Source organism: Aeromonas sobria (genome assembly GCF_000820145.1).
Taxonomy (GTDB): Bacteria; Pseudomonadota; Gammaproteobacteria; order Enterobacterales; family Aeromonadaceae; genus Aeromonas; species Aeromonas sobria.
In genome coordinates, this window is the sequence record NZ_CDBW01000032.1 from 17590 (window position 1) to 33760 (window position 16171).

The window sequence follows — 16171 nt, forward strand, 5'->3', positions numbered from 1 at the left end:
GAACCACGCTACCGTGTACTCTATTCTGGCATACCTATTGCAAGACAAATACCAAGCAGGAGGTGTGCTATGGCTCTTTCATTTGACAAGGTATTTGGTGTGCATCAACACACGATCGGCGTTCGTGCCAAGCGTGCTGAGGTGCTTTCAAGCAACATTGCCAATGCTGATACCCCGGGGTTTAAAGCTAGGGATATCAATTTTGCTCAGGCGCTGCAGGATGCCCAACATCAGCAGGGTTTTGGACTGGCAACGACCAGCGAGAAGCACTTTGCCTTGAATATGGATGCCCCAGGTACTGTGCAATATCGCAATCCGTTACAACCGGACACCGGCGATGGCAATACCGTTGACGTGCAGCAGGAACGTAGTGATTTCCTGCGTAACAGTCTTGAGTATCAAACCTCCCTGGAATTTATGAATGGCAAGATCAGCGGCCTGCTCAAGGCCCTGAAAGGAGAACAGTGATGAGTTTGTTCAAGGTCTTTGACATAGCAGGCTCGGCTATGAGTGCACAGTCTGTGCGGCTCAACACGGTTGCCAGCAATATGGCCAACGCAGACAGTGTCAGCTCCAGTGTGGAAAATACTTACCATGCCCGGCGGCCAATATTTGCCGCTCAGCTTGACCAGGCAATGTCTGATAAACAGGGGGCAGTCGGGGTTGAGGTGAAGGGAATTGTTGAGAGCAAGGCTCCTCTGCTTAAGGAATTTAACCCGAATCACCCGATGGCGGACAAAGATGGCTTCATCTTCAAACCGAACGTCAACATGGTGGAAGAGATGGCTGACATGATCAACGCGTCCCGCAGTTACCAGACTAACGTCCAGGTTGCCGACTCGGCCAAGAGAATGTTGCAGCAGACACTCCAGCTTGGCAAGTCCTGATAGGAGGGATGCAATATGGTCGATACAACCAACAGTGTGAACGGTATCAGCCGTACCACACCTCAGACGACGACAGCTCCCAAAAAAGAGCTGGATCAGGCTTCCTTTTTGAAACTGCTCACTATGCAGCTGTCGTATCAGGATCCCTTCAAGCCGGTTGATAACGCCCAGATGCTCTCCCAGATGACGTCAATGTCAACCTCGGAGGGGATTAATAGCTTGTCGACCCAGATGGGGAACCTCAATACCCTGATGACCTCCAGCCAGGCACTGCAAGCCTCTGCTTTGGTAGGACAGAATGTGCTGCTACCTAGCAATATCGGTTATCTGGAAAAGGATGGCTCCGTCAACGGTGTTGTGGCAGTCGGTGTCGAGAACAAGTACTCGAACGTCAAGATAACAGTGGAAGATGAAAAAGGTCAGGTTATCCAGGAGTTCCCTCTGGAAGGTGATTTGCGGGGCAACGTTGAATTCTCCTGGGATGGGAAAGACAAGTCAGGCAATCCAGCCAAGTCTGGAAAATATGTGATTAAAGCCAACGGCACCATGGATGGAAAGTCTGAGAGCATCTCGGCCCTGACTTATGGCAAGGTCGATAGTGTGGTTCTGGGTAATGGAACCAATCCGACCCAGCTCAACCTGAGAGGTCTTGGCACCACAACGCTTAACAGTATCCTGCAAATTTCAGGGTCTAATCAAAACAAACCAACTACTCAGTCAAAAACCACGTCGACAGCATCGATCTAAGGAGCTGGATATGTCATTTAACAATGCCTTGAGCGGTGTCAACGCGGCACAAAAAGATTTGAACGTCACCGCAAACAACATTGCCAACGTCAACACCATGGGCTTTAAAGAGTCTCGTGCCGAGTTTGCGGATGTCTATGCCAACTCCATCTTTGTCAATGCCAAGACCCAGGTCGGTAATGGTGTGGCGACCGGGGCGGTGGCCCAGCAGTTTCATCAAGGGGCGCTGCAATTTACCAATAACGCACTGGATCTGGCGATCCAGGGCAACGGCTTTTTTGTGACCTCCGACGGTCTGACCAACCTGGATCGTACTTACACCCGTGCCGGGGCCTTCAAGCTCAATGAAAACAGCTATATGGTCAACAATCAGGGCCATTATCTGCAAGGGTATGAAATAAACGCCGATGGTACGCCTAAGGCGGTCAGTATCAATGCGACCAAGCCGATCCAGATCCCTGACCGTGCTGGAGAACCAATTAAGACCTCCAAGATTGACGCCAGTTTCAACTTGCCGTCGACAGCGTCGCCTTTGCCTGCCGGTACAGGTGCCGGGGATGCCTCCACATTTAATATAAAGGATTCAAAAACGTACTCCTCTTCTACCTCTGTGGTGATTTATGACTCACTGGGGGAGCCCCACACCATCACGCAATATTTTGTCAAAGAGGCTGATCCGGCAGATCTGACCAAGCCTGCCAATCCGACCGCTTGGCGTATGTATCTCTACCAAGGCGATAAGCCCATTGATATTGTCGGTGGTGTAACACCAACCATGGCCGCTGGTTTGACCCCTGCACCTTCTGGTGCCCGAATCACCTTCGGGGCAGATGGCAAGATGATTACCCCGACCACACCAGCTACCATCAAGACAGAGCAATTGGGAGCCGCGCCCCCAGCAGGCGCTGGCATTATCACTAACGGTGCAGATCCCACCCAACAGGTGGATATCAACTTCGGAACAGTGACCCAGTATGCCTCACCGTTTGAAGTCAACAAGTTGACTCAGGATGGTTCCACTGTCGGCCGTTTGACCAAGGTGGAGATCACACCTGATGGGATTGTCTCTGCGACCTACAGTAACGCCACCACCATCAAGGTTGCTATGGTTGCGATGGCTAAATTCGCCAACTCGCAAGGGCTGACCCAGGTGGGGGATACCTCCTGGCGGCAATCTCTGCTATCTGGCGATGCCTTGCCGGGGACGCCCAACTCAGGGACTTTTGGCACCATCAAGTCATCCTCGCTGGAGCAGTCCAACGTGGATTTGACCTCCGAACTGGTTGACTTGATCACTGCCCAGCGTAACTTCCAGGCAAACTCCCGTTCCCTGGAGGTCAACAGTTCGTTGCAGCAGACCATCCTGCAAATTCGCTAATAGCGCAATTTAGTATCATGAGAGGGGCCGAGGTCCTGATGCCAGTCAGTTAAGCCTGACTGGCATTTTTGATTGGTTTTTTCACACTGTACGGCTGTGGCCTTGGCTTCACGCAGCGGGGAGGGGCCACCGATGGGATGGCCAAGTACCTGGCCAGCGCTCGGCGCTAGTCAATTTCAGCGCATTTATCAGCAAATAATCCCGCCATCAAGGCGGTTTTTCTGTTTTGGGAACAAGGAGATGGGGCTGAACTGCCGCTAGGTGTGGCGACAATCCCCCAAGTTGGTCAGTTTGTGCTACCATAGCGCTCGTTTTTTGACATCTCACTTCACGTTCGCCGCCAGATTGCCCATCGGGCTGTCTGCCCGGGTCGTGACTTTGCACCATCATGCCTGATGATGTCACCTCGGATAGCGAGCTAACAAGATACTGTTAGCAACGACACCATCAAGAGCTCATGAGATAAGGAGATCGGGTAATGAAGCAATATCAAAGCTGGCTGGCTGATTATTTAATGAGTCGCCGTGACGGGGACCACGCCATGGCCTCCGAACTTGCCAACTCCATCTGCGCCTTCTGGAAGGATCAGGGAGATGAAGCTGAAACCAGTAAGTGGCAGCAGCGCTACCAGCAACACATAGAGCAGGCGCAGTAAGGCCCACTAGCTCTTCACTCATAAAAAACCGGCGTACATGGCGTAATGCCGATCAGTTAAGGATCTATTGACCGATCCTTCTGAGGTGTGAAAATCCGAAACCTGTTGATTGGTTTCGGATTTTTTATGCGTATCGAACAGGCTCTCGACTTCCTTCACCCAACAAATACTGCCCAGTTTTAGCCACTATCTGTAGTGGTCAACTAAATCCGACCCCATTCCCTCCGCTGCTTTTGGCCTATTTTTGCGAAAAAAACGCGGTTTAGCTCAGCTGAAACAGCAGAGGCCAGCCCTGCTCATTGCAGTAGCGCTGCTCTTTTTCGAGGTTTTGCATCAGCAGGCGATTCTCTTCACTCCAGCTGGCGGGCAGGTTGACCACCAGTTGATCGCCGGCAGCCTGCACGTTCCACTCCGGTAGCAAGTTGTCTTGCCGCTTGTGATGGGCGGCGACCGCGAGGCGCAGAATGCGGATGCAGCGCAGCACTGTTTGCAGATCGTGGTTGGGCAGGGCTGGCAGTTCGGAGAGCTTGAGCCCCTTGCGCTGAAAGCGTGCCAGCGCGGCGAGCAACGCCTGATCATCCTGGTTGAAGCCGGGCAGGTCGGTGTGTTGCAGGATATAGGCGGAGTGGCGATGAATGCCGCTGTAGTTGATGGCAAGGCCAATTTCGTGTAACCGCGCCGCCCAGCCGAGGATGGCGCGGTAGGGCTCCATCTCCATCTGCCACGGCTCTTGCAAGGTATCGAACAGCGTCAACACGCTCTGTTCCACCCGGGCGGCTTGTTTGCGGTCCATCCGGTAGTGAGTGCCGAGCGCCTGGGCGGTGCGCTCGCGGATATCGTGGTGCTGCAAGCGCTCCTCGAACTCGTAAAGGAGCCCTTCGCGCAGGGCGCCGTCAGAGTAGTCGAGTCGCTCAATAGGCAGCGAGGTAAACAGCCCTAGCAGGATAGCCACAGCCGCGGCAAACACCTCTTGTCGCTCTTCGGTGAGCCCCGCCAGCTTGAGGTTGTCGACCCGCTTGCGCTCGATCATCATCGCCTTGAGCCGCTCCAGCCCCTCCAGGGTAATGCTGCCATCAGTCAGCCCTTCTCCCTGCAGCACGTCACGCACCGTACGAATGGAGCCGGAGCTGCCAAGGCAGCTCTGCCAGCCCAGCTTGCGATACTGGTTGATGATGGGGGCGAGCTGGTGCTGCGCCTCCAGCACCGCATTGCTGAAGTGTTTGTCGCTCAGCTTGCCGCTGGCAAAAAAGCTCTGGGTAAAGCTGACGCAACCCATCTTGCGGCTGGTGAGAGCCTTGTGATCAAACCCCTCGCCGATGATGAGCTCGGTGCTGCCACCACCGATATCCACCACCAGCACCTGACCTTCAATATGCTGGGTATGGGCGACCCCTTGATAGATGAGGCGCGCCTCCTCCTGCCCGCTGATGATCTCGATGGGGTGGTTGAGCACCTTGGCTGCTTCACTCACAAATTCGCGGGCGTTGCTGGCGCGGCGCAGGGTATAGGTACCTGCGATGCGGATCTGATCCTGCTTGATATTGGTGAGGCGCTCGGCAAACAGCGACAGGCAGGCTAGGCCACGGGCCATCGCCTCCGGGCTCATCCGCTTCTGCTCATCCATCCCCTCGGCCAGACGCACGCGCTCCTTGATGCGATCGACGATGCGAAAACGCCCTTCGCTCAGGTGAGCGATCACCATGTGAAAACTGTTGGAGCCGAGATCCACGGCGGCATAGAGACTATTGTCCATTGTTTGACTCGATACGTTTGAGATAGTCGTAAATCGCCACCTGAGAGCGAATTTTGCGGCGGTTGCCCCGCTTCACATACTCGTTCTGCTGGTCGGCATCGATCACCCGCGCCTTGCAGGTATCACTCAGTTGTAGCTCGAGAATGTCCATGATGCGCTGCTTGAGGCGCTCATCATAAATGGGGGTGCCCACCTCGATCCGGCCGTCGATATTGCGGCTCATCCAGTCGGCGCTGGAGATATAGAGCTGGGAGTTGCCCTTGTTGTGAAACACCATCACCCGCGGGTGCTCGAGGAAGCGGTCGATGATGCTGATCACCTTGATGTTGTCACTGAGGCCCGGCACCCCCGGACGCAGGGCGCACATGCCACGGATGATCATCTGGATCGGCACTCCCGCCTGACCGGCGGCATAGAGGCGGTTGATGAGATCCTTGTCCACCAGATTGTTGATCTTGAGGATGATACCGCTCGGCTGGCCCGCCTTGGCGTTTGATAGCTCGTTGTCGATGAGGCGATAGAGCTGACGGCGGCTGTTGATGGGGGAGACCAGCAGGTGGTTGAACTTGTAACGCTTATAGGGGTACTCGATGTATTCAAATACCCCCTCCACCTCGGCGGTGATATCAGGGTGGCGGGTCAGCAACGAGAAATCGGTGTAGATCTTGGCGGTCTTCTCGTTGAAGTTGCCGGTGCCGATATGGGCGTAGCGCACCGCCTCGCCATGTTCGTGACGGGTGATGAGGCAGAGCTTGGAGTGGATCTTGAGGCTCGGCACCCCGAACACCACCTTGACCCCGGCATCGGTGAGGATGTTGGCCCAGTCGATGTTGGCCGCTTCGTCGAAACGGGCGCGCAGCTCGACCACCACGGTCACCTTCTTGCCGTTGTTGGCGGCATCGATAAGGGAGTGGATGATCCGCGACTTCTTGGCCACCCGGTAGATATTGATGCGAATGGCGCTCACCGCCGGGTCGAACGCCGCCTGACGCACCAGCTCGGTGAAGTGGTGGAACTTGTGGTACGGGTAGTAGAGCAGAATATCCTGCTTGGTAATCGCATCGAAGGCGTTGACGAAGCCGTCAAAATCACGGCAATCGAGGGCCGGTAGCTTGGGGTTTTCCAGATAGTCCCGGCCCACGTTGGGGAAGCCGATGAAATCCTTGAAGTTGTGGTAGCGCCCGCCCGGCATGATGGCGTCGTAGCTGCTGATCTGCAGCTTGAGCTTGAGGAAGCTTATCATGGCGGCGGGCATCTCCCGCTCGTAGACGAAGCGCACCGGCATGGCGGTAAGGCGCTGTTTCAAGCCATCACTCATCTTGTCTACCAGGCTCAAGTCCAGCTGGTCGGAGAGATCATATTCGGCATCCCGGGTCAGCTTCACCGCATAGGCGGCAATCTCGTCGTAGTCGAAGAAGCCCTTGAAGATCTCGTCGAGACAGAAGCGGATGACGTTATCCAGAATGATGATCTGTTTCTTGCGGCGGGTCCCTTCCGGCGGTAACTGGAAGAAGCGGGGCAGGTCGTCGGTCGGCACTTCCACCAGCGCGTACTGGATCACCTGACCATCTTTTTTCATTTCGACGGCCAGATAAGTGTGTTCGTCCTTGAGAAACTTGACCGGGTTGACCTCCTTGTTGAGCAGGATCGGGATGATGTGGCGCAGCACTTTTTCCCGGAAAAAGACCCGTAGCCACTGCTGGATCGATTCGGAAATCTGGCTCTCATTGACCAGAAAAATGTTGTGACGGGCCAGCGCGATCAACAGCTCCTTGTAGGTGTTGTCGAACGCTTCGCCAAGGGCCATCACTTTCTGCTGGATGGCGCGCAGCAGCACCTTGGCATCGTCCCCGCCACCGTGAACTTCACTAATGAGGATCCGGCGCTTGACGTCAGAGACCCGCACCTTGAAAAACTCATCCTGGTTGGAGGAGAAGATCCCCAAAAAACGGACCCGCTCGATGAGGGGCACTGTTTTGTCCATTGCCTCTTGCAACACCCGTTCATTGAATGAGAGCCAGCTCAGCTCTTTCTCTTCATACTGCTTGTCGGTGCTCATGTTATGCCTCTGTATCAGGTCGCGTCTGCGCGGCAGTTATGGCGTGAGAAGATGTCAGATTGATGACAAGAGAGTTACTCGTGCAACGCCTCATCGATATCAACCACCAGATCGTCGGAGAGGGACTCCAGCGCGGTGATCAGGGTCTCCATCGCCAGTCCGTCAGGCAGGGCAACCAGCGCATGGGCATAGAAGAGTGGGGCGCCGGAGTGAGGGGCCGGTTCGCAGCCAGTGGTAAGGTCGGCCACATTGATCTCGAGCTGGCGCAGGATGCTGGCCACTTCGTGGACGATACCGGGGCGGTCGTTGCCGGTCACCGTCATCATCACCTGATGAGCCGGTTCTGCGGTGGGCGTTCCTTCGGCAAAGCTGATGGTGAGCCCGGGTAACAGGGCCAGCGCTTCGCACAGGCTGCGATAGTGATCATCGGGGACAGATACATGGAGGATACCGGCAAATTGGCCCGCCAGCTCGCTCATGGCACTGCCCAGCCAGTTGCCCTGTTCGCGGCTGATGACGGCAGCCAGACTTTCGACGATACCGGGTTTGTCTGCACCGATCACGGTGACCACCAATTGCTTTTGCATCCTGCTCTCCTTGATATGGGATGTTATGCCTATTGCCATTGTGCCTGCAGTGGCTGGTCATATGAAGCCCCGCAGACTGACCAATAGATAAAAATCCGGTGCTTTGACATTTTCCAGGTACTTGACTGCTGCCTTGCCCTGTTGCGGCTGTGGTAAAGTGGTGCCCCTTTCGTGTTGTGAACTGGAACGTGCTCTGATGAATACCTTTGTCGTATCGGGATTGCTGTTGTTTGCACTGCTGGTGATGGCGATTTTCTGGCTTCGATTCCGGCCGAAGAAACGTCTTCCCTACGATCTTCGGGAGACCTTGCTCAGCCCTGAAGAGCACGCTTTCCTCAGAGTGCTAGAAATGGCGGTGGGCGACAAGGTTCGGGTATTTGCCAAGGTGCAGGTAGCGGAAGTGCTGACGCCCGAGGTGGGGCTTGGCAAAAGTAAATGGCAACAACACCTCGGCAAGATCAGCGGCAAGCATTTCGACTATTTGCTGTGTCATCCCGCCGACCTCTCTTTTATTTGTGCCATCGAGCTCGGTGACAGCACCCACCGTCATCAGAAACGCAAGGTTCGCGACTCGGTTCTGCAAACAGCCTGCGATAGCGCGGGTCTGCCCCTGCTGCAGATCGCAGAAAATGGTCACGGTCTTGAGCAAGAACTGCGTGAGCTGATTTTGCCGTTACTGATCAAACGTAGCGAGCCTGTGGTGGATGCGCCGATACCGGGGCAGCGCCGCGAGCCAACCTTCAATCCCCTGTTGCTGGATGGGGTCGATGTTGGCACTGGCAGTCATGGTCGTGCAGCGCCAGAATCGATCGCCACTGCTGGCGCTCAATTACCGGCGGGGTCATCCCGGCACAGTAAGTGGACGGCAGAGTTACCTGCGATGGAGGGGGATCTGGCAGAGAGCTTATTCATCGATACGGAGGATGATGAAGAGCAAGAGGTTCACCACTGCCCCCGTTGTGATGCCCCCCTGCTGGAGAGGGAAGCAAAGAAAGGGCCACATGCAGGTCAGCTGTTCTTGGCGTGTAGCCGCTTTCCCGATTGTCGCTATGCGGCGCCCCACCACCGTCACCCCCACTGAGTTTGTCTCACTGTGCTGTATGCTGCCCTCTGACGAGGGCAGTTTGCTTTCCGCCTCTGGCTGCCTTGGTTGCAGAAGAATTGTCGACAAATTCAACTAGTCTCCCGTTTCTGTCGATACACTTAGCCTAGCGCGACAGTTTTTGACAATGCGTCGGAATTTTGGCACTTTGTGCACCAGCAACAAAACAGTCAAAAACTGTTTGATGAGAAAAAACAATAAATTAGTTCAGGCTATCGCGAGGGATGGATATGGTGGAGATGGGCGTGTTGATTGTTGATGCCGATGGGCAACGACGTCAGCAATTGGGAACTGTGCTCTCGTTTATGGGGATCCCGTGGCAGGAGGTGGCCGAAGGCGATCTGGATGTGGCCATCGAATCCTCAGGCCCGCTGCAAGGGGTGCTGGTGGGCGATCTGGCGGGTCGGGAGTTGCCGGATCTGCTGACAGCCTTCCCGCGAACCCCCTTCCTCTCGCTGGTCGCGGCGGAGCTGCCCAACAACAATTTCATCGGGGTAGCGCTCTCTCCTTTTACCTATGAGTCCCTCACCCGCCATCTGCATTTTTGCCAGGCTTTTGTCTCCTTACATCCTCGCCAGCAGACCCATGACAAGGGGCAGGCCCTGCTGCGTTTGCTGGTGGGCAAAGGGAAGGGGATCCAGGAGGTGCGCCGCCTCATCAGTCAGGTGGCCGAGACTGATGCCAACGTGCTGATCCTGGGCGAATCCGGCACTGGCAAAGAGGTGGTGGCCCGTGCCATTCATGAACTCTCTCCCCGCAGTGCCGGTCCTTTCGTGCCCATCAACTGCGGTGCCATCCCCGCCGAGCTACTTGAGAGCGAGCTGTTTGGTCATGAGAAGGGATCATTTACCGGTGCTGTGGCAGCCCGTCGTGGCCGCTTCGAGTTAGCCCAGGGGGGCACTCTATTCCTCGACGAAATAGGCGACATGCCGATGCCGATGCAGGTCAAGTTACTGCGGGTGCTGCAGGAGCGGTTGTTCGATAGGGTGGGGGGCAGCAAGCCCATTCAGGCCGATGTGCGGATCATTGCGGCGACCCACCGGGATCTGGAGGCGATGATCCGCACCCAGGGATTTCGTGAAGATCTCTACTATCGCCTCAACGTATTTCCTATTGAGACGCCGCCACTGCGGGATCGCATCAACGATATTCCGCTGCTGCTGCAAGAGCTGCTCAACCGCCATGCCGAGCAGCATCACGGTTTTATCCGGCTGACCCAGCGGGCGATGGAGTCGCTGATGCAGTACCCCTGGCCCGGCAACGTGCGCGAGCTCTCCAATCTGCTGGAGCGGTTGCTGATCCTCTACCCTCACCAGATCGTCGATGTGGCAGACTTGCCGAGCCGTTATCGGCTGCTGCCTTGCGAGCCACGGGATGAGCGGTTGACCGAGATGGATGAACGGGATGCGCTGGCGGCAGTATTCCAACAGCCGATCGAACTGGATCACGCAATGGCCTCGCCCCGCACCATGCAGTTGCCGGAGGAGGGGGTCAACCTCAAAGAGATGCTGGCTGACCTCGAAGTGGAGCTGATCCGTCAGGCGCTGGAGTCGCAGGACGGGGTAGTGGCCCGTGCGGCTGACCTGCTTGGCATGCGCCGTACCACCCTGGTGGAGAAGATGAAAAAATACGGCATGAGCAAAGACGCATAAGGGTCAAAGCCTTGACGCTAGCGCACAATTCTTTGTTTTAATTCACATATTTTAGTGGCATGGAAATTGAATAACCTGACCCAATAGCCAGTTTGAGGTCAGCTTTATGACAATCCAGCAGCAGGACATGCCACTCCAGTCCCACGAAGTGAGCCAGCTCTATGCCATCTTCAAGGCGCTCCCCACCGGGGTGTTGCTGCTTGATGGGGCAGGGGTGGTCACCCGCGCGAATCCGGCGGCCATCTCCCTGCTGGGTGAGCCACTGGAAGGGGAGCTCTGGCGCCACATCATTGCCCGCTGCTTTGAGCCGCGCGAGGATGATGGCCACGAGATCTCCCTGCGCGACGGGCGCCGGGTGCAACTCTCGACCCAGCCGCTGCCGGATCAGCCCGGCCAGCTGGTCTTTATCAACGACCTGACCGAAACCCGCAAACTGCAAGACCGCATCAACCATATGAAGCGGCTGTCGGCGCTGGGCAATATGGCGGCCTCGCTCGCCCACCAGATCCGCACCCCGCTCTCTGCCGCCATGCTCTATGCCGCCAATCTGGCCAACCGCACCCTCAAGCCGGAATCCCGCACTCAGTTTCAGCAGAAGCTGATGGCCCGTTTGCAGGATCTGGAGAAACAGATCAACGACATCCTGCTGTTTGCCCGCAACGGCGACAACCAGGTAGTCACCCCCATCTCGGTACAAGGGCTGCTGGCCGAAGTGCAGGCCGGTGCCGAGGCCTTTTGTGCCCAGCAGGGTTGCGAGCTGCACATGGAAGCGCCGGAGCCGGATCTCTGCCTGCTGGCCAACAGCAGCGCGCTGGCGGGCGCCATCAACAACCTGATCGCCAATGCCCAGCAGGCGGGGGCGACGTCGCTGCTGGTCAGTGCGGTGCGCAGCGGCGCCCGGGTGGAGATGCGTATTATCGACAATGGCAAGGGGATCCCCTCTCACCAGCTTGGTCAGGTATTCGAACCCTTCTTTACCACCCGATCCCAAGGCACTGGCCTCGGTCTGGCGGTGGTGCAATCAGTAGTACGTGCCCATCAGGGGGAGGTCGGCGTGGCCTCGGTGCCCGGTGAGGGCACCTGCTTTACTCTGTCGTTCCCCCTGCATCAGCAACCGGTGCAGCTTGGAGGTGTAGCATGACACAGGCCAGAATACTGGTAGTTGAGGATGACAATGGCCTGCGCGAAGCGCTGGTGGACACCCTGTTGCTGGGCGGTTATGAATGCCGTGAGGCAGACAGCGGCGAGCGGGCTCTGCTGATCCTCTCCCGTCAGCCATTTGACATGGTGATCTCCGATATCCAGATGGGTGGGATGGATGGCCTCACCTTGCTGGCCACCATCCGTCAGCAATATCCGCAAATTCCCGTGTTGCTGATGACCGCCTACGCCAACATCGATGGTGCGGTGCGCGCCATGCGCGAAGGGGCCATCGACTATCTGGCCAAGCCGTTCTCGCCGGAGGTGCTGCTCAATCAGGTCAGCCGCTACGTGCCCGCCCAGAAGGTGGAGAAGCGCGCCGTGGTCTACGGGGATCCCAAAACCGCCGAGCTGTTCCAGCTGGCGACCCGGGTGGCCAGAAGCGAAGCGACCGTGATGGTGACCGGCCCGAGCGGGACGGGCAAAGAGGTGCTGGCTCGTTATATCCACGATAACTCCAATCGCGCCGAGCAGACCTTCGTCGCCATCAACTGCGCAGCCATTCCGGAAAACATGCTGGAGGCGACCCTGTTTGGCTATGAGAAGGGGGCGTTTACCGGTGCGGTGCAGGGGTGCCCGGGCAAGTTCGAGCAGGCGCAGGGGGGCACCCTGCTGCTCGACGAGATCACCGAAATGGATCAGGGGCTGCAAGCCAAGTTGCTGCGGGTGTTGCAGGAGAAAGAGGTGGAGCGGCTCGGCAGCCGCAAGATGATCCCGCTGGATGTGCGGGTCATCGCCACCAGCAATCGGGATGTGAAAAAGGCGGTGCAGGATGGGCTGTTTCGCGAAGATCTCTACTACCGCCTCAATGTTTTCCCGCTGCGTTGGTCAGCCCTGTGTGAGCGACCCGGCGACATTCTGCCACTGGCGGAGCACCTGTTGGCGCTCCATGCCAGTCAGCAGGGGTTGCCGACCCCACAGTTGACGGGCGCATCGCGGGAGCGACTGCTGGCCCACCCGTGGCCCGGCAACGTGCGGGAATTGGACAACGTGGTGCAGCGCGCGCTGATCCTCAGCCCGGATGGGGTCATTGATAGTGGCCACCTGATTTTGGAGGAGCTGGACGAGCAGGAGATGGAGTTTGTCAGCGTGGAGCGCAGCTATGGCGGCGATCGCCTCGGCAGCGAGCTCAAGCAGCAGGAGCACCAGATCATCCTCGATACCCTGCAAGATTGTAACGGCAGCCGTAAAGATGTCGCGGATCGGCTTGGCATCAGTCCACGCACCTTGCGCTACAAGCTGGCCCAGATGCGGGAAGCGGGGATCGACTTGCCTGCCTGAGTCTGGTGGCGGATAACTGTCATCATGTGGGGGCTGTCATGGTCTTGGTGGCCTAGCTCGATTATCATGGGGCTCTTGGCGTTTGGCGCCTGAGCCCTGTTTTTATTGGTAAAACAGGGGACCGAGCCTTAAAAAGGGACCCCTATGATCTCTCATCGAAAACTCGAAACTGTACTGAACCATCTGCTCGAACCCCACGCCATCAAGGATTACTGCCCTAACGGCTTGCAGGTAGAGGGGCGCGAGCGCATTCGTAAGGTAGTGACCGGTGTCACCGCCAGTCAGGCGCTTATCGACGCAGCGGTGGCTGCCGAGGCAGATGCCATTCTGGTCCATCACGGCTACTTCTGGAGCGGCGAACCGGCCCAGATCACCGGTATGAAGCAGCGTCGCCTCAAGACCCTGCTGACTCACGATATCAATCTGTTTGCCTACCATCTGCCGCTGGATGTTCATCCTGAGGTGGGCAACAACGCCCAGCTCGCCAAGCTGCTCGACATCAAGGTGCGCTGCGGTCTGGAGCCGTGGAACAGCAAGAGCGTTGCCATGGTGGGCAAGCTGGAGCAACCGATGAGCGGCCGCGACTTTGCCCAGCTGATTGCCGAGCGACTTGGCCGCGAACCGCTCTATTGTGGTGATACCGGTCCCGAGCTTATCCGCTCGGTGGCATGGTGCACCGGCGGCGGTCAGAGCTACATCAATCTGGCGGCGGAGCAGGGCATTGATGCCTTTATCTCCGGTGAAGCCTCCGAGCAGACCATTCACACCGCCCGCGAGATGGGGATGCACTTCTATGCCGCTGGCCATCACGCCACCGAGCGTTACGGCGTCAAGGCGCTGGGGGAGTGGCTGGCTACCGTGCACGGGCTGGATGTGACCTTTATCGATATCGACAATCCGGTGTAGGGACGCTTAGCCGCGTTGCGGCGCAATCGGACCTGACCGCAGCCATCGTGTGGATAGCGTGCAGATAGGTAGAAATGACAAGGGAGGCCTAAGCCTCCCTTGTTGCATCTTACATGCAGTCGTTAGCGGTTACTCGCATGCGTAACCAGCTGTGCCAAGCAGGGCACCATCCAGTTGCACGGCGCCGTCCACCATTTGCAGCCTGCCTTCGCAGAACCAGCGTACCACCAGCGGGTAGATGCTGTGCTCCTGCGCCTGTACCCGGGCGGCCACCTCATCGGCCTCATCTCCTTCGAAGATGGGGACGCGGGCCTGCAGGATCACCGGGCCACCGTCCAGCTCTTCGGTGACGAAGTGGACGCTGGTGCCATGCTCGCTGTCACCGGCGTCGATAGCGCGCTGGTGGGTGTGCAAACCCTGATACTTGGGCAGCAGGGAGGGGTGGATATTGAGCATCCGCCCGGCGAAGTGGTGCACCAGTTGGGCGCTCAGGATCCGCATAAACCCCGCCAACACCACCAGATCTGGCTGATAGTCCGCCATCAGCGCCAGCAGGGCGGTGTCATACTCCTCCCGGCTGGCAAACTGCTGCTGGGTCAGAATTGACGTCGCCACTCCCGCCTCTTTGGCGCGAACTAGACCATAGGCATCGGCCTTGTTGCTGATGACGCCGACCACCTCACCGGCAATCTTGCCGCTGGCGCAGTGGTCGAGGATCGCCTGCAGATTGCTGCCACTGCCGGAGATTAGGACGATGATCCGCATCATTTGATGACGACCTGCTCCTCACCATCGGCGGCCTTGGCGATATGACCGATGTGCCATGCGTTCTCGCCTTCCGCCTTGAGCAGGGTCAGTGCTTTCTCCAGCTGATTGGCAGGCAGGGCGATGATCATGCCGACGCCGCAGTTGAAGGTGCGATACATCTCGTGGCGGGTGACGTTGCCTGCCTGCTGCAGCCAGCTGAACACCGCCGGCCACTGCCAGCTCTGCTCGTCGATCACCGCCTGAGTGTTGGCGGGCAGTACGCGGGGGATGTTCTCCCAGAAGCCGCCACCAGTGATGTGGGACAGGGCGTGGATCTCGCACTCCTTGATGAGTTTGAGCACCGGCTTGACGTAGATGCGGGTCGGCTCCAGCAGGGCGTTGGCCAGGGTGGTGTCACCCAGCGGCTGATGCACGTCGGCCTTGGAGACTTCCAGGATCTTGCGCACCAGCGAGAAACCGTTGGAGTGGGGACCGCTGGCGGCCAGCGCGATCAGGGCATCCCCTTCACCGACCTTGGAGCCGTCAATGATTTCGCTCTTCTCAACAACACCGACGCAGAAACCGGCGATGTCGTAGTCTTCCCCTTCATACATGCCTGGCATCTCGGCGGTTTCGCCGCCCACCAGGGCACAGCCTGATTGCTCGCAACCAACACCGATCCCGGTGACCACAGCAGCAGCGGTGTCCACGTCCAGCTTGCCGGTGGCATAGTAGTCGAGGAAAAACAGCGGCTCGGCGCCCTGTACGATCAGGTCATTGACGCACATGGCCACCAGATCGATGCCCACGGTATCGTGCTTCTTCAGGTCGATGGCCAGCCGCAGCTTGGTGCCCACACCATCGGTACCGGAGACCAGTACCGGCTCCTTGTAGCCCGCAGGAATTTGACACAGGGCCCCAAAGCCGCCAAGACCACCCAGCACTTCAGGACGACGAGTGCGCTTGGATACGCCCTTGATACGTTCAACCAGTGCATTGCCAGCATCAATATCTACGCCAGCATCTTTGTAGCTCAGTGAGGTTTTGTCAGTCACGCGTATTCCCCGTCATGTATCGAAGTGGAGGGTAAAATTCGGGGCATATACTACCAGCGGCGGTGATAAATCAGAAAGGAAATCGTTTGCGCGTTTTTGCGCGGAAAGGCTCTACAAGTGCGGGCTTTTATTGTATGATTCCGCGATTTTTTTGCGGCGAGT

Annotated in this window: 15 protein-coding genes; 10 read left to right on the top strand and 5 right to left on the bottom strand. The window is 57.4% G+C overall.

Annotation, left to right across the window (positions count from 1 at the left end):
• Positions 1 to 69 precede the first annotated feature (69 nt).
• From flgB to BN1135_RS22185, 5 genes are all read left to right on the top strand, one after another.
• Complete coding sequence (gene flgB / locus BN1135_RS13885) at positions 70 to 468, top strand: flagellar basal body rod protein FlgB (protein WP_042022048.1); 399 nt, start codon at positions 70 to 72, stop codon at positions 466 to 468.
• Positions 468 to 887 carry a flagellar basal body rod protein FlgC gene (flgC, locus tag BN1135_RS13890; RefSeq protein ID WP_042022049.1) on the top strand — a complete coding sequence of 140 codons (420 nt, stop codon included), beginning with the start codon at positions 468 to 470 and terminating at the stop codon, positions 885 to 887. Before flgB ends, flgC begins: the two co-directional genes overlap by 1 nt.
• 15 nt (positions 888 to 902) lie before the next feature.
• Positions 903 to 1634, top strand: coding sequence for a flagellar hook assembly protein FlgD (locus tag BN1135_RS13895; RefSeq protein ID WP_042022050.1), 732 nt, complete (start codon positions 903 to 905; stop codon positions 1632 to 1634).
• Positions 1635 to 1644: 10 nt separating this feature from the next.
• Positions 1645 to 3012 carry a flagellar hook protein FlgE gene (gene flgE / locus BN1135_RS13900; protein ID WP_042022054.1) on the top strand — a complete coding sequence of 456 codons (1368 nt, stop codon included), beginning with the start codon at positions 1645 to 1647 and terminating at the stop codon, positions 3010 to 3012.
• 478 nt (positions 3013 to 3490) lie between these two features.
• Positions 3491 to 3667: a hypothetical protein gene (locus tag BN1135_RS22185; RefSeq protein ID WP_098969069.1), complete on the top strand. Its 177-nt coding sequence runs from the start codon at positions 3491 to 3493 to the stop codon at positions 3665 to 3667.
• Between the two features lie 262 nt (positions 3668 to 3929).
• Here the strand turns inward: BN1135_RS22185 and ppx are convergent, their stop codons facing one another.
• The 3 genes from ppx to BN1135_RS13915 form a co-directional block, all read right to left on the bottom strand.
• Positions 3930 to 5420 carry an exopolyphosphatase gene (gene ppx / locus BN1135_RS13905; RefSeq protein WP_042022057.1) on the bottom strand — a complete coding sequence of 497 codons (1491 nt, stop codon included), beginning with the start codon at positions 5418 to 5420 and terminating at the stop codon, positions 3930 to 3932.
• Positions 5410 to 7479, bottom strand: coding sequence for a polyphosphate kinase 1 (ppk1, locus tag BN1135_RS13910; RefSeq protein ID WP_042022064.1), 2070 nt, complete (start codon positions 7477 to 7479; stop codon positions 5410 to 5412). The genes ppx and ppk1 overlap by 11 nt, the downstream gene beginning before the upstream one ends.
• Positions 7480 to 7553: 74 nt before the next feature.
• A complete protein-coding gene (locus BN1135_RS13915) occupies positions 7554 to 8066 on the bottom strand; it encodes a glycine cleavage system transcriptional repressor (protein ID WP_042022066.1) in 513 nt (170 codons plus the stop codon).
• A gap of 196 nt (positions 8067 to 8262) precedes the next feature.
• Here BN1135_RS13915 and BN1135_RS13920 point away from each other — a divergent pair, with 196 nt between their 5' ends.
• The 5 genes from BN1135_RS13920 (at position 8263) to BN1135_RS13940 (ending at position 14207) form a co-directional block, all read left to right on the top strand.
• Complete coding sequence (locus BN1135_RS13920; RefSeq protein WP_042022067.1) at positions 8263 to 9147, top strand: DUF2726 domain-containing protein; 885 nt, start codon at positions 8263 to 8265, stop codon at positions 9145 to 9147.
• Between the two features lie 251 nt (positions 9148 to 9398).
• Positions 9399 to 10820, top strand: a complete 1422-nt coding sequence (locus BN1135_RS13925) for a sigma-54 dependent transcriptional regulator (RefSeq protein WP_042022070.1) — start codon at positions 9399 to 9401, stop codon at positions 10818 to 10820.
• 106 nt (positions 10821 to 10926) lie between these two features.
• Positions 10927 to 11961, top strand: coding sequence for a sensor histidine kinase (locus tag BN1135_RS13930; protein ID WP_042022072.1), 1035 nt, complete (start codon positions 10927 to 10929; stop codon positions 11959 to 11961).
• Positions 11958 to 13301 (top strand): sigma-54-dependent transcriptional regulator, encoded by a 1344-nt coding sequence (locus BN1135_RS13935; RefSeq protein ID WP_042022075.1) that lies wholly within the window; start codon positions 11958 to 11960, stop codon positions 13299 to 13301. Before BN1135_RS13930 ends, BN1135_RS13935 begins: the two co-directional genes overlap by 4 nt.
• A 144-nt stretch (positions 13302 to 13445) precedes the next feature.
• Positions 13446 to 14207, top strand: coding sequence for a Nif3-like dinuclear metal center hexameric protein (locus BN1135_RS13940; protein WP_042022078.1), 762 nt, complete (start codon positions 13446 to 13448; stop codon positions 14205 to 14207).
• A gap of 129 nt (positions 14208 to 14336) precedes the next feature.
• Here the strand turns inward: BN1135_RS13940 and purN are convergent, their stop codons facing one another.
• The gene (gene purN / locus BN1135_RS13945) at positions 14337 to 14975 is read right to left on the bottom strand and encodes a phosphoribosylglycinamide formyltransferase (RefSeq protein WP_042022079.1); all 639 of its coding nucleotides are present in this window, start codon (positions 14973 to 14975) and stop codon (positions 14337 to 14339) included.
• On the bottom strand, positions 14972 to 16009 hold the full coding sequence (gene purM / locus BN1135_RS13950) for a phosphoribosylformylglycinamidine cyclo-ligase (RefSeq protein WP_042022081.1): 1038 nt from the start codon (positions 16007 to 16009) through the stop codon (positions 14972 to 14974). The genes purN and purM overlap by 4 nt, the downstream gene beginning before the upstream one ends.
• Between the last annotated feature and the right edge of the window lie 162 nt (positions 16010 to 16171).

Coding starts and splice junctions, on each gene's coding strand:
- flgC (WP_042022049.1), top strand. CDS start 468: ATGAGTTTGTTCAAGGTCTTTGACATAGCAGGCTCGGCTATGAGTGCA.
- BN1135_RS13940 (WP_042022078.1), top strand. CDS start 13,446: ATGATCTCTCATCGAAAACTCGAAACTGTACTGAACCATCTGCTCGAA.
- purN (WP_042022079.1), bottom strand. CDS start 14,975: ATGATGCGGATCATCGTCCTAATCTCCGGCAGTGGCAGCAATCTGCAG.
- BN1135_RS22185 (WP_098969069.1), top strand. CDS start 3,491: ATGAAGCAATATCAAAGCTGGCTGGCTGATTATTTAATGAGTCGCCGT.
- BN1135_RS13895 (WP_042022050.1), top strand. CDS start 903: ATGGTCGATACAACCAACAGTGTGAACGGTATCAGCCGTACCACACCT.
- BN1135_RS13920 (WP_042022067.1), top strand. CDS start 8,263: ATGAATACCTTTGTCGTATCGGGATTGCTGTTGTTTGCACTGCTGGTG.
- flgE (WP_042022054.1), top strand. CDS start 1,645: ATGTCATTTAACAATGCCTTGAGCGGTGTCAACGCGGCACAAAAAGAT.
- BN1135_RS13930 (WP_042022072.1), top strand. CDS start 10,927: ATGACAATCCAGCAGCAGGACATGCCACTCCAGTCCCACGAAGTGAGC.
- BN1135_RS13935 (WP_042022075.1), top strand. CDS start 11,958: ATGACACAGGCCAGAATACTGGTAGTTGAGGATGACAATGGCCTGCGC.
- BN1135_RS13915 (WP_042022066.1), bottom strand. CDS start 8,066: ATGCAAAAGCAATTGGTGGTCACCGTGATCGGTGCAGACAAACCCGGT.
- BN1135_RS13925 (WP_042022070.1), top strand. CDS start 9,399: ATGGTGGAGATGGGCGTGTTGATTGTTGATGCCGATGGGCAACGACGT.
- ppk1 (WP_042022064.1), bottom strand. CDS start 7,479: ATGAGCACCGACAAGCAGTATGAAGAGAAAGAGCTGAGCTGGCTCTCA.
- flgB (WP_042022048.1), top strand. CDS start 70: ATGGCTCTTTCATTTGACAAGGTATTTGGTGTGCATCAACACACGATC.
- ppx (WP_042022057.1), bottom strand. CDS start 5,420: ATGGACAATAGTCTCTATGCCGCCGTGGATCTCGGCTCCAACAGTTTT.